The organism is Dyadobacter sp. CY345, assembly GCF_021502725.1.
In the GTDB taxonomy this organism is placed as follows: domain Bacteria; phylum Bacteroidota; class Bacteroidia; order Cytophagales; family Spirosomataceae; genus Dyadobacter.
This window is the reverse complement of sequence record NZ_JAKFFS010000005.1, coordinates 127,399-140,537: the sequence shown is the minus strand read 5'-3', so window position 1 is coordinate 140,537 and position 13,139 is coordinate 127,399. Positions and strand designations below refer to the sequence as shown.

Below are 13,139 nucleotides of genomic sequence, written 5' to 3'. Positions count from 1 at the left end.
GGCCGATTCAACAGAATTTAATTTCCTATCTTTAAGTTAATACAATGATTAGCATAAAATACCACAGCCATTTCACCACGACATGAAATTATTATTACAATATCTTAGCCGATATAAAGGCCTCATTTTTCTTGCATTGATCCTAGCGGCTATTAACCAGATCTTCTCTTTACTGAATCCCTACATTCTGGGAAATGTTTTAATAGATCCGTTTGCAAACAAGGCAAAATATTTCCGCGACAATGGTTTAAACGACGAGTTTTTCAAAGGTATCACGATTGGCTTATTGATGATCATTGGGGCCGCTATGGTTTCCAGGATCGCAAAAGCGTTCCAGGATTACGTTGTCAATGTGGTGATTCAGAAATTTGGAGCGGACCTTTATACCGATGGGTTACGCCATGCGCTGCGTTTGCCCTATCAGGATTTCGAAGATCAGCGCAGTGGAGAAACCTTGTCAGTTTTACAAAAAGTACGGGCCGATTGCGAAAAATTCATCACCAGTTTTGTAAACGTGTTGTTTGCAACGTTAGTCGGAATTGTCTTTGTAACCATAGTAGCATTTAAACTTAGCCCAATGCTTCCGGTTATCTATCTGGTCGGTTCCGTTGTGCTGGCTTTGCTTACCAGTATTCTAAGTCGGAAGATTAAAGAGGTACAAAAAAATATTGTCAAAGAAACGACAGCGCTGGCGGGTTCGACGACGGAATCTCTGCGAAATATTGAGCTTGTAAAAAGTCTGGGCCTTACCCAACAGGAAATTCGCCGGCTTAATTTAACAACATTTAAGATCCTGAAACTGGAATTAAAAAAGGTTAAAAGTATCCGATCGATCAGTTTCATCCAGGGAACGTTCGTTAATTTCTTACAGCAATGTATCATGTTTTCGCTGCTGTTTTTTGTATTTCATGATCAGATCACGGTCGGGCAAATGATGATGATGCAATTTTACTCATTCTTTATTTTCACACCTTTACAGGAATTGGGTAATGTGATTTTGTCCTATCGCGAAGCAGAAGCGTCTTTGATAAATCTTGAAAAATTATTAAGCAGACCAATCGAAAGAAAACCTGCGCATCCGGAACGAATTGACGCTGTTGAAACATTACGTTTTGAAAAAGTCCATTTCCAGCATCAAACTGCAAGGAGACCAGCACTGGACGAAATTTCGTTCGATGTTAAACGAGGAGAAACCATCGCTTTTGTAGGTCCGTCGGGATCAGGAAAAACGACACTGGTCAAATTGCTGGTGGGACTATATCATCCAAATACCGGAAGTATATACTATAACGATCACAGCGACAGCAGTATAGATTTTGAAGAATTGAGACATCAGATCGGTTTTGTCACGCAGGATACACAGCTTTTTTCAGGAACGATCAAGGAAAATCTTTTATTTGTCAATCCCGCCGCGACTGATGAAATGATCACGGAAGTACTGAAAAAGGCGGCGTGCTACAACCTGTTGTTACGAGCCGAAAATGGAATTGACACGGTGATCGGAGAAGGCGGCTTGAAATTATCAGGAGGTGAACGCCAGCGCCTGTCAATTGCCCGGGCGCTTTTGCGAAACCCTCATTTGATGATTTTTGACGAAGCAACTTCCGCGCTTGATTCTCTGACGGAAGAGGAAATTTCGAACACGATCCGCAACATTACAAGCCAACGCCAGCACATTACGGTTATGATCGCCCACAGACTTTCCACGATTATGTATGCTGACCGAATTTATGTTTTAGAAAAAGGAAATATCATTGAAACCGGTAGCCACAACGCGCTGCTCGAAGAAAAAGGCCTTTATTACGCCATGTGGAGACAACAAATAGGCGAGCGAAAAGACGTTCACGCATTGGAGTCCTGATCGAAATTGTGAATTATTTGAAAACCTGAATTATGTTGACGCCAACTCAGCAAGATTCAGGTTTTTTCAATTTAAGGGGCGGGATACTTTTGTCGTATCAAATAGTAATCCTTCAACAATGAACACAATCTCTGACATAATCGAATCCTTAGACTGGAAGAAAATTACCGAAAATATGAACAGCAACGGTTTTGCTGTTTTAAAAAATGTCATTAGTTCGGAGCAATGTGCATCGCTAATCAAGCAATACCAAAACCAAGCATTATACCGCAAGACAATCGTAATGGAACGCTATCGATTCGGCTTGGGTGAGTATAAATATTTTCAATATCCATTGCCTGAGTTGATTTAGGAGGTTAGGAAAACAGTTTATCCAAAACTTGTCCCGATTGCCAACAACTGGATGACCGTGTTGAACATTAATAAAACGTTTTCTGAATCGTTGGAAGAACTTCACGAGTTATGCCGTGAGCATGGACAGACCAAACCAACGGTACTTGTGCTGAAATATGGCCACGGCGGTCATAATACGTTACATCAGGATTTATATGGCGAAATATTTTTCCCTATGCAGCTCGTGATCTTTCTGAATGAAGCTGATGAAGATTATCATGGAGGCGAATTTGTTTTAGTCCAACAAATACCCCGCGCACAATCCAAAGCGATTGTTTTAAAACCAAAAAAGGGCGACATCCTTTTGTTCACAACCAATTTCCGGCCGGCGAAAGGCAGCAGAGGTTATTACCGGGTCAAGATGAAACACGGCGTGAGCGAGGTTCATTCAGGCGAAAGGTATACGCTGGGAATCATTTTTCACGACGCACAAAGCTAAAAAGAATTTTACGAGGCATTTTGCCAATGCCTCGTAAGACGACCTAATGAACGATTTTAAAAACAAGTTCCTTCAAAAGTTCTCCTTCCGGTGTACTCACGCCGTCAAGACCTTTTAACCGGCTGTCTGTTTCACGTAAATAGTGAATCACGTGGGCGACCTTCGGCAAAGGGTAATTTCTGGCTGCCAGCGAATAATCTTTAACAAAAAAAGGATTTACGCCCAATGCGGCAGCCATGCCCTTTTCAGACTTATCCTGACTGGCGTGGACCAGTAAAACCTTTGAAAAAAAACCAAAAAGAATGATCAAAATCGGGGCAAGCGGATTGTCCTTCGTGTTGGCGGAAAAATGCGTGGCAATTTTATTCGCTTTGATCACGTCGCGCATCAAAAGCGCTTTTTGAAATTCAAAAACATTATACTCCTTGCTGATTCCCACAAAACGCTCCACTACCTCAGCATCGATTCCCTGATCAACACGGAGGTTAACCATAATTTTCCGAATCTCATTGGTAAGCCTTTTTAAATCATTACCAATATTGTCTACCATCATCTGTACCGCCTTCGGACTTATTTTAACTCCTTCCGATTGACAATAAGAAGCAACCCAATCCGGCAATTTATTGTCATACATTTTTTTTGATTGTATGACATGGCCATGCGTATTGAAAGCTTTGATGAAAGTTTTCCGCTCGTCTGCATTCGCGTGAAAACAAAACACAAGAACGGTACTGTGCAGCGGATTTTGGGCATAATCTTCAAGACGCGCCTGTTGTTCTTTTTGATCAATACCGCCGAGTTTATTGGCATCTTTGACAATCACAAGCTGCCGTTCTGCCATAAATGGATAACGTCTTGCATAACTCAGCACGCCGGCCACATCGGTATCTTTACCGTAAAGCACAAACTGATTAAATCCTTTTTCAGACTCGGATACAACACGTTCTTCAAGGGCATCAGCAATAATATCAATGTAAAAAGGTTCGTCGCCGTGTAGGAAATATACCGGTTTAAACTTCTTAGCTTTAATTTCTTTAAGTGCAGCGTCAGGCGTTTGAGCCATTTTTTATTTTGATTTTTAATATATAATAACTTCAACAACACCTAATCCCTGGTTTCAACGATAAACCTGGCTGATTCTGCTTGCAGCAACGGAAAAAAAAGATCGAATTTATTATGATAAAATTCTTCGTTCCTTTTTAAATCTTTGTCCGCCAGATTTAAGACTTCCAGAAACTCAGCTCTTCCGGACAACCTTTTAAAAGTCAGTTTGATTCCTTCCAGCGTTTCATAGGTATTTAGCCAATCCTGCTTGATCATTGTTCGCACCATAGATTTCATATGATCCGGAATCAACGGATCATTTTTCCGGATCACGTCATACATTCTGGCACTATATGCTGCGAGTGTCTCGTTGCAAAATTGATCAAAATATTTGGCTAAAAAATAATCAAAGTAAATATCAATCGCGATTCCTGCCGTTCTTCCCAGCTCTTCCGCAGCCTTATGCTTTGCCTCTCTTACGATTGGGTGCTCATCGGTAAACATGTCAATATGCCTGTGCAATTTTACTCCGAGCAGAAAATCGTTACTCCAGCCAATTATCTTATCGCCGGTCAATCTGCCTTTTATAAAATCTCCGACATAATTTCCAATAATTACCTCCTCATTGTCTCCTGAAAGCAATAAATGCGCTAAAAAATTCATAAAAAAAGACATTTTGGCAAAATTCCCGTACGTTTGTTTTTCCTAATCCAACGTGGAACAATTATTTTACAACAACCAATATTTTAACCAAACAAGCAAATGAAAGTCGAAAAGAATAATGTCGTAGCACTTATATATAGTCTTAGAATACCTGACAATGACGGTGAAATGGATATTGTAGAAGTAGTAACGGAAGAAGATCCGATGTATTTTATCCAAGGAATCAGCGGACTTCCTGAGGGCTTTGAAGAGAAGATTGAAGGACTTGCTCAGGGTGATACTTTCGACTTCGTTGTCTCCCCCGAAGAAGGTTATGGAGAATTTGACCCTGAGGCAATTGTAGAGCTACCAAAGGCTGTTTTTGCTATGGAAGGTGTTGACCAGGAAGAACTTTTGGAGATCGGAAATATTGTTCCGATGACAAACGAAGATGGTGAGCGTATGCATGGCCAGGTTGTTGAAGTGAAAGACGAAGTGGTTGTCATGAATTTCAATCATCCGCTTGCTGGAAAAGAAATGCATTTCCAAGGCTCAATCTTAACAGTTCGCCCTGCAACTGATGAAGAAATCAGTCACGGACACGTTCATGGCGAGGGTGGACATCACCATTAATAATTGTTAAGGATTAATGGTTAAGGGTTAATTGACCCTTGATCATTAACCATCTATTAGCGAATAAGCACGCAGCCACAGTGGACATCACCACTGATAATGGTGGATTAACTAGCGATAACTCAATCTCAGTTAATTCATTAACCCTTAACAATTAACCCTTAATCATTAACAATTATTTAGCGTATTGCTCAACCTCCACGCCAAAAGTCCTTAAAAACTCAACGCCTTCTTCTCTGCCAATTCCCTTATAAGCTGCATAAGAATGCAGGAAAATCACCTTACTTATTTTCATTGTATAAATAACTCTGGCGCAGGAAATACAAGGAGCTAATGTTACAAAAAGGGTTGCTCCTTCAATGTTTGATCCGTTTTTAACAGCAAAAAGAATGGCATTCTGTTCAGCGTGAAGCGCCAGTGAACAGCTTCCTTTTGCATCTCTCGGACAACCGACTTCCGGAAATTCCTCGTCGCAATTATGCGTTCCTGCCGGTGGTCCGTTATAACCTATTGAAATAATCCGGGTATCCTTTGTCAGTACCGCACCGACCTGCGCTTTGATGCAATGAGAGCGTTTTGCAAGATTTATTGCAAGCTCCATAAAAATATCATCAAATTCCGGACGGTTTTTCGTTGTTAGTGCACTCATTCGATTCTTTAAAACATAAATTACCTGCAAACTTAGATAAAGCATGAATTGGATTCAATATAGATTAACAAATAAGAGCAGGACTAATGGCCTGATTTGCTTATTTATTTTTCTGAACCTGGTTTCTTTTGCTCAAATTACTCCTGAGATTATAACGCTCACAAGAGAACCGTCGTCCATAATCCGGTCGAACAAATTCTTTGTGCAGGATGTGGACGACAAGCGCAAGACAAGAGGTAATGTTTTTGGAAAAGTTATTTCCTTTGGGAAGGAGAAACCGGCCGCTCTAGCCACCCCGGTCGAAAAGGAGCTGGCTTCCTATTGGTCCTACGCTGCGCCTAGAAGAAACGCTGAACTTTTGCCGCTTCAAATTACGATCAAAGATTTCCAGATCAATGAAAAGCGACTAGGCCCAAACCGCGTTTCCGGAGATATAAAGCTGGAAGTGACATTCCGCTGGTATAGAAATATGGTGCCCGTTGAGCTTACAAATTACCAGACTTCTGCGACCTACACCCGTCCGGAAAAAGAATATGATCATGAAAAACTGATACGGCAAATGCTGGACCAGGCATTGATCCATTTTCAAAAGTGGATGGCATCAAATAATGGCAAAAATCCTGCTCTGTCAAAAAACCTGAAAATCGTTTTTAATGAAGTAACCGCGCAGGATAAGGCTGATACCGTTTTTTACAGTGTTAAACGACCACTCGTATGGTCTGATTTTCAGGGACAAAAGAGCAGACCGGGCAGCAGATATGCCGCCGCGGTATTTACATCTTTTGCTTATGAAGGCCACTCCTATCCAAAAGATGATGATCTGATTCTTCAAATTGATTTGAAAATTTTTATGGTAAAAAGTATGTCCTGGGGACTGCCGGAAGCGAAGAATGCGGGGACATTGAGACATGAACAGCTGCATTTTGACATCACGAGGGTTGTCGTTGAGCGTTTCAAAAAACGGCTGGAATCAGGAGAGTTGACGATCGAAGATTATGACAGTGAAATTCAATACCAATTTCTAGAAGCTTTTAGAGAGATGAACCGGGAACAGGAAGCGTACGACGCTGCAACTGCCCACGGGTTAAACGCCACTGCACAGGCAGAGTGGGAACGAAAAATTAGTAAAGAAATTCTGGATATTTATTCAAGGCAGTAAAAGTGCGCCCTGCGTTTGGAGGTCGTGAATCTGAACATGATTTGCCTGAAGAATGTTTTGCCATCGTTCTGCCGTCCGCTTTTTTATTTCCCCACTTATTAAAAAAGTAGTATTTGAACTTACATCAATCTTTGAAATCTTCGGGTATTTGGGTGAAGTAAGGAGAAGGTAATCAATGGCAGTTTTGGTCGGAAAATAACCACCAAGATATATCAAGTGGTTTTTCCACGAAAGTAGTTTTCCGTCTCCAACCTTCACTGAAACCAAACTTTTAGTTTTCACCGAATCTTCCAAAAATATTGTTTCTAAAATGCCTTCACTGATAGCATAATTTTTGATGTAAAAATCATAGGCGTTGGTATCCACACGAAAGGCTTCATCCGAAAAAATAAACAATCTATCGCCTTCTTTGAGGCTGACGACGGAATGTTTTGGAACGGAATGAATCATACCTTTGAAACTAATATAATTCTGAAAACTTTGCGAGGTTGAATAAAAAACAAATAAAATTACGAGGCCTGCCATGTATTTCAACCATTGAAATTCCGTTGATTCGTAAGCATACCAGGCCAAAAGAACCAAAGCATAAAGCAGGACAACTTCGGCCTTATCCAGATAAAGATTCCCGATCAGATAACCAGGCATGTTTTTCGGAACCGCAGCGGAAATATTCGTCAGAAATGCGAAAAAATAAACTACCCAACCTACGGCGGTTTTCAACCAGACAAACGGCCCCAGACAGACAAAAAGCAAAACCAATGCGGCTGGTAGGAGCGCATTTGTGCACGTAATGACAAATGGATTGACGAGCCAAAAGTAAAACGGGAACTGGTGAAAATAGAATAGACTTAAAGGGAAAGTGGCGAGCTGCGCAGCAAATGAAAGTGCGGTAATCTGCCAGATATATTTCCACAACCAACTAACCGGCATCCACAGTGATTCTATTGGCCTGTAAAACAAAAAAATCCCGGACATTGCGAGGTACGAAAGCTGAAATCCAAGATCAAAAATTGCCTGTGGATCAAATAATAAAATGATCAGCGCAGATATGGCAAGTGTATTCATAGCATTATGTTTACGCGCAAAAACTTCTGCAACTACAAAAACAATACACATAAGCGTGGCTCTCTGAACGGAAGGCGGCAGACCCGTGACCACTGCATAAAAGCCAAGCAGAAGCATAATGGTAGCCAGATAAAGATATTTGCCGCCTTTCAAACGTTTCATCCAACCTAACAAATAGCTAAGGACAAGAAATATAATTGCGACGTGCATACCCGAAACAGAAAGAATATGGACGGTTCCCGAAGTGGTATAGTCGTCAACCTGGTCTGAACGCAGATCATCCCGTCTGCCCAGCAGCATGGCTTTAACTAATCCATATGATTTATCATCTTTCAGGTTCTCACGAAACTGCCTATCCGACCATTGAGAAATTCGTTGCGCCCATGAATTAACACTCTGACTGCCAGATAATTTTATAACCCGATATGAATTTTCCGGTAGATAATCCGTCCAGACAATTCCCTTGTTCCACAAATAACGCCGATAATCAAATTCTCCAGGATTCATAGGTGGTTTTGGGTTTTCTAGATTTCCCCTCGCCACAATCTGATCACCTGCAGAAGGAATTTGTGAAGCATCCTGCGGTATACTCAGATAGGCCTTAACATCAGCTTTGATCCACTTTCCGTCAACGTGAATTTTTTCAATCATCGCATCGACCCGAATGGATTTTGCTCTCTTCTCAGGTATATTTTGAACGGTTGCCTGATAAAAATCATACTTATTTTTAGTCAGGAAATCAATGTTGCGATATAGACTTTCATGGCGCAACGTAAGCGACAAAAATCCTGACAGAAGTAATGTCACGTTCAGTAAAACGCCAAATACCAAGTACTTTTTCTGGATATAAAACCAAAAAGAAACGGCTGTAACCACAAGGATCACAGCCATTTGTGTTGCGCTATTGAAATACCGACTTGCCGAAGGATTATTTATGATCCAGTCGCCAAGTAAAATACCGATCGAAAAAGTCAGAATTAATCCAACAAAAGGTACTCGTGAGAGCATACTTTTTTGTTATTTAATTACAAACCTCTTTGTGACGGTTTCTTTGTCTGTGGTCACTTTAAAAAAATATAATCCTGTATCTAATTTATTAATATCGAGTGTAACACGTCTGCTCCAGACATCCGTATACGTCTGGTTTTCAAGACGATTTCCTTTGATATCATAAATGGACAGGGAAAAATTTTGAAAATCGGCAAAGCGGACATTTGCATTCACTTCTTCACTTGCCGGGTTCGGAAAAACTTCTAACGCCAGGTTTTCCGAAGGTTCCAGTCTGCCTTCTTTCGCCGATTCAATCATTTTTTTCCTCCGCGGACTCAGCTCTAACACCGCCTTCATTCGCGCTAACTGGTCAGCAGTAAAAATATTCATACAGGAATCCGGCGAATAATCCATGTAATTTTCAATCATATTACGCGTTGGAAAGCCTGAGCAATTTGAATATTTATCAACACAAACGGAAGTCTGGTTTCGGCTCTCTGCCGGCGGTGTATCGTCGCAGAAATCATCACCACAAAATGCATCGCCCCAAATATGAATCAAACCAAGCCAATGCCCGACTTCATGCGTTGTTGTTCTGCCGAGATTATAAATTTTACTTGTATTTACTGTCGCATCCCTACCAAAAAAACGAAAATCAATGATAACCCCATCGGTACGTTCATAATTCTCATTTCTTGTATTCAGCCCATCAATTCCCTCCACCGACGGAAACTGGGAGATCCCAAGATAGGAATCGAGAAGCCGGCAAACCCAAATATTTAAATACTTATCGGATGGCCAGTAAGCAATATCAGATAAAAGCTGATCGTCTGTTATCGGGTTAAACAAGTCTCTTGCGAGATATTGAGTTCTTGTGATCCCAGTAGTACTTTTTCCATTTTCATCATATTCAGCGAGGTAAAATTCGATGCCGGTGTCCACCCCAACAGGATCCGAGTTAAACCCTCTGGTATTTGCCTTCCTCCTGTAATCTTCATTCAAAACCTCAATCTGACTTCTTATCTGCTCGTTTGTAATGTTTGGATTATTTGGCCCGCCGACGACCCCGTCGCGCCGGTTATGCAAGATATGCACGACAACCGGAATTCTTATCACTTCATTTGTAGCACCAACCCGAAGATTTACGCGGTTACTATTTAAATATTCCTGAATTGCATTTTCGGTATTAATCCGATCCTGATATAAACCAGGACTTTTTTTCTCTTTGTAAATTTCCCTTTCATGTGTCACGCAGCGAATCAGAAGCGAATCCGCTATTTGCGCAAAAACGCTCCCGGGAAAAAAAAGTCCCAGGAGCGCTATAAATAAAAAGGTGTGACGATTAAATTTCCGATTTTTCATAAGCAGCCAGAATATCCCTGACCAAACGGTGGCGTACAACGTCCGAACCATCCAATTCTACAAAACTAATACCCTTAATGCCTTTCAAAACGGCAAGTGAGTCTATCAAACCTGATTTAAGGTTTTTAGGAAGATCGATCTGCGACTTATCACCCGTGATGATGGCTTTTGAACTTGGCCCCATACGGGTAAGAAACATTTTCATTTGCATCGGCGTAGTATTCTGCGCCTCATCAAGCAAAATAAACGCGTTGTTTAGCGTTCTACCACGCATATAGGCAAGCGGAGCAATTTCGATAACACGCGTTTCCAGATAAAGCTTTAACTTTTCCGGCGCGATCATGTCGTCCAGTGCATCGTAAATTGGCCGTAAATACGGATCTATTTTTTCTTTCAAATCACCCGGCAAAAACCCAAGGTTCTCTCCCGCCTCAACCGCCGGACGCGTGATAATAATTTTACGTACTTCTTTATTTTTCAAAGCCCGGACCGCTATGGCTACCGCAGTATATGTTTTTCCAGTCCCCGCAGGCCCTACCGCAAATACTAGATCAAACTTCGCAGCAGCCTCAACCAACAATTTCTGGTTAGCAGTTTTGGCTTTAACGACCAGCCCCTTATTCCCGTAGATAATCACGTCAGCGTCATCTTCTGCATTTTGGACAGCAGGCCTTGAAATGCCATTCAAATAAACTTTAACATTTTCACTCGTGACCTTACCATATTTCAGGTAATGCGCAACCAAAGATTCTAGTATGTCGGTGATACGCATAATTTCAGGTGCAGTGCCCTGAATCCGGATTTCATTCCCGCGTGAAATAATTTTGCTTTTCGGAAAAGCTGCGGATACTTCTTTAATATTCGAATTATGAGTGCCCAAAAAATCGACCATTGAGACGTCTTCGAGCGTGATAATTTTTTCTAGCAAATGAATGATCGTTTAGTGTTTAAGTAATTACTCTAAAATTTAGTAATAATAACCAAGATTTATTCTAATATGATACACAAATTAAAAATTCCATACCAAAGCTAACAATGTAAAATAAATATATTTTGATCAACTCTTTCATAATCAGCTAGACATGATATTTTTAACAAATTAAAAAAAATAGTTGTCGCAAGTTTCTTTTCTGACAACCCCGTTATGTTTAATTTTGTCATACATGGAAAATGACAAATCGACAAACCAATTTAATAAGTCAGGTACTAAATCAGGTATTCCCAGCCGGAAGCCAGCTGTTTCCCGTACACAAGGTTTTGAACAAAACTATGGCAAACTTCCTCCTCAGGCCATAGATCTGGAAGAGGCAGTTCTGGGAGCCTTAATGATTGAAAAAGACGCACTTACAGCTGTTGTAGACATATTACGGCCACAGAGTTTTTACAAAGATGTGCACCAAAGAATTTATTCTGCGATCCTGACACTCTTTGCAGATTCCGAGCCTATTGATATGCTCACCGTGATTTCTAAATTGCGGAGTACCGGCGAAATTGAACTGATTGGCGGGTCATCTTATATCGTTGGCCTAACCTCAAAAGTCAACTCGGCGGCGAACATTGAGTACCATGCAAGAATCATCACCCAAGCGTCCATCAGACGTGAACTAATTACAATTTCTTCTGAAATTCAGAGAGATGCATTTGAAGATACCACTGACGTTTTCAAACTGCTTGACAAGACCGAACAGGCTTTGTTTCAAATTTCAGAATCCAATATTAAGAAAAATTATTCTGACATGGGCTCTTTGATGCGCCAGGCATTGGAAGAGCTGGATCAGAAAAAAAATAACAAGGATGGATTAACGGGCGTTCCTTCCGGTTTCAGTGCGCTTGACAGAGTTACGTCAGGCTGGCAGAAAACTGAATTGGTTATCCTTGCAGCGCGTCCGGGTATGGGAAAAACGGCTTTTGTCGTTTCGTCACTCCGAAATGCAGCTGTGGATTTTAATATGTCAGTAGCGATTTTCTCGCTCGAAATGTCCTCGGTCCAGCTGGTGAATCGTCTTATCTCGGCCGAAGCAGAAATTGATAGTGAAAAAATTCGTAAGGGAAGCCTTGCTCCGCACGAGTGGGAGCAGCTTCACCACCGTATCCATCGACTGACCAACGCACCCATTTTTATAGACGATACCCCTGCCCTGTCCATTTTGGAATTGCGGGCAAAATGCCGTCGATTGAAAGCGCAGCATGATATCCAAATGGTGGTTATCGACTACTTGCAGCTGATGACCGGTGATACGGGCGGAAAAGGTGCTGGGAACCGTGAACAGGAAATTGCGATGATTTCACGTTCGTTGAAAAATCTTGCGAAGGAACTTGATGTGCCCGTGATTGCGCTTTCTCAGTTGAGCCGTGCAGTAGAAACCCGTGGTGGTGAAAAAAGACCTCAGCTTTCAGATTTAAGGGAATCAGGATCGATCGAGCAGGATGCCGATATGGTAATTTTCTTGTATCGTCCTGAATATTATGGAATTACCGAAGATGAAACCGGAAATTCAGTTGCTGGTGTCGGCGAGGTTATCATAGCAAAAAACAGGGCTGGATCTTTGGAAACTGTGCAGCTTAGATTTATCGGCAAGTATACAAAATTCGCCGATCTGGATTCTCAGTTTGCGCCTGCTCCTTTCGTAACGGATCGTCCTATTAACAATCCAAATCCGATTTCTTCTTTTGAAAATCAAAACAGAAATGCAAATCCGGCACAAAATTCTGGTGGAGGAACTTTAAGAAGCAGAGCCAATGATTTAAATAATTTTGACTACAAAGGCCCGGACAGCGAGCCGCCTTTTTAAGTTAAAAAAGATATTTGTAAATGAGAAAGCCGTCTGAACATAAGGTTCAGGCGGCTTGCTTATTTATTGGTAAAATTATATTAATTTAATTTAAAAATCGCAAAAAATGA

Annotated in this window: 11 protein-coding genes and 1 pseudogene; 6 read left to right on the top strand and 6 right to left on the bottom strand. The window is 41.2% G+C overall.

The window, feature by feature from the left end:
• Window positions 1–82: 82 nt before the first annotated feature.
• From L0657_RS21195 to L0657_RS21190, 3 genes and pseudogenes are all read left to right on the top strand, one after another.
• Window positions 83–1,861, top strand: coding sequence for an ABC transporter ATP-binding protein (locus L0657_RS21195; protein WP_235152768.1), 1,779 nt, complete (start codon window positions 83–85; stop codon window positions 1,859–1,861).
• A gap of 118 nt (window positions 1,862–1,979) precedes the next feature.
• Window positions 1,980–2,213, top strand: a complete 234-nt coding sequence (locus L0657_RS28075; RefSeq protein ID WP_310588297.1) for a hypothetical protein — start codon at window positions 1,980–1,982, stop codon at window positions 2,211–2,213.
• A 15-nt stretch (window positions 2,214–2,228) separates the two neighbouring features.
• Window positions 2,229–2,693, top strand: a pseudogene (locus tag L0657_RS21190) (2OG-Fe(II) oxygenase); the annotation flags it as partial.
• A gap of 43 nt (window positions 2,694–2,736) precedes the next feature.
• Here L0657_RS21190 and holA read toward each other — a convergent pair.
• The gene (holA, locus tag L0657_RS21185; protein ID WP_235152767.1) at window positions 2,737–3,756 is read right to left on the bottom strand and encodes a DNA polymerase III subunit delta; all 1,020 of its coding nucleotides are present in this window, start codon (window positions 3,754–3,756) and stop codon (window positions 2,737–2,739) included.
• A gap of 41 nt (window positions 3,757–3,797) precedes the next feature.
• A complete protein-coding gene (locus L0657_RS21180; protein ID WP_235152766.1) occupies window positions 3,798–4,400 on the bottom strand; it encodes an ACP phosphodiesterase in 603 nt (200 codons plus the stop codon).
• Between the two features lie 99 nt (window positions 4,401–4,499).
• Between L0657_RS21180 and L0657_RS21175 the strand changes: the two genes are divergently transcribed.
• The gene (locus tag L0657_RS21175) at window positions 4,500–5,012 is read left to right on the top strand and encodes a peptidylprolyl isomerase (RefSeq protein ID WP_235152765.1); all 513 of its coding nucleotides are present in this window, start codon (window positions 4,500–4,502) and stop codon (window positions 5,010–5,012) included.
• A gap of 175 nt (window positions 5,013–5,187) precedes the next feature.
• Here L0657_RS21175 and L0657_RS21170 read toward each other — a convergent pair whose 3' ends face one another.
• On the bottom strand, window positions 5,188–5,661 hold the full coding sequence (locus L0657_RS21170) for a dCMP deaminase family protein (protein WP_235152764.1): 474 nt from the start codon (window positions 5,659–5,661) through the stop codon (window positions 5,188–5,190).
• A gap of 43 nt (window positions 5,662–5,704) precedes the next feature.
• Here L0657_RS21170 and L0657_RS21165 point away from each other — a divergent pair, with 43 nt between their 5' ends.
• A complete protein-coding gene (locus tag L0657_RS21165) occupies window positions 5,705–6,820 on the top strand; it encodes a hypothetical protein (RefSeq protein WP_235152763.1) in 1,116 nt (371 codons plus the stop codon).
• On the opposite strand, the gene L0657_RS21160 is transcribed toward L0657_RS21165, so the two are convergent.
• The 3 genes from L0657_RS21160 to L0657_RS21150 are packed head-to-tail and all read right to left on the bottom strand — an operon-like array spanning window position 6,809 to window position 11,165.
• Entirely contained in the window at window positions 6,809–8,893 is a 2,085-nt protein-coding gene (locus tag L0657_RS21160; protein ID WP_235152762.1) for a ComEC/Rec2 family competence protein, read from the bottom strand. The two genes, L0657_RS21165 and L0657_RS21160, sit on opposite strands and share 12 nt — an antisense overlap.
• Window positions 8,894–8,902: 9 nt before the next feature.
• On the bottom strand, window positions 8,903–10,237 hold the full coding sequence (locus L0657_RS21155) for a M43 family zinc metalloprotease (RefSeq protein ID WP_235152761.1): 1,335 nt from the start codon (window positions 10,235–10,237) through the stop codon (window positions 8,903–8,905).
• Window positions 10,218–11,165 carry a PhoH family protein gene (locus L0657_RS21150; protein WP_235152760.1) on the bottom strand — a complete coding sequence of 316 codons (948 nt, stop codon included), beginning with the start codon at window positions 11,163–11,165 and terminating at the stop codon, window positions 10,218–10,220. The genes L0657_RS21155 and L0657_RS21150 overlap by 20 nt, the downstream gene beginning before the upstream one ends.
• Before the next feature lie 235 nt (window positions 11,166–11,400).
• Between L0657_RS21150 and dnaB the strand changes: the two genes are divergently transcribed.
• Window positions 11,401–13,029 (top strand): replicative DNA helicase, encoded by a 1,629-nt coding sequence (gene dnaB / locus L0657_RS21145; protein ID WP_235152759.1) that lies wholly within the window; start codon window positions 11,401–11,403, stop codon window positions 13,027–13,029.
• The last annotated feature ends 110 nt before the right edge of the window (window positions 13,030–13,139 follow it).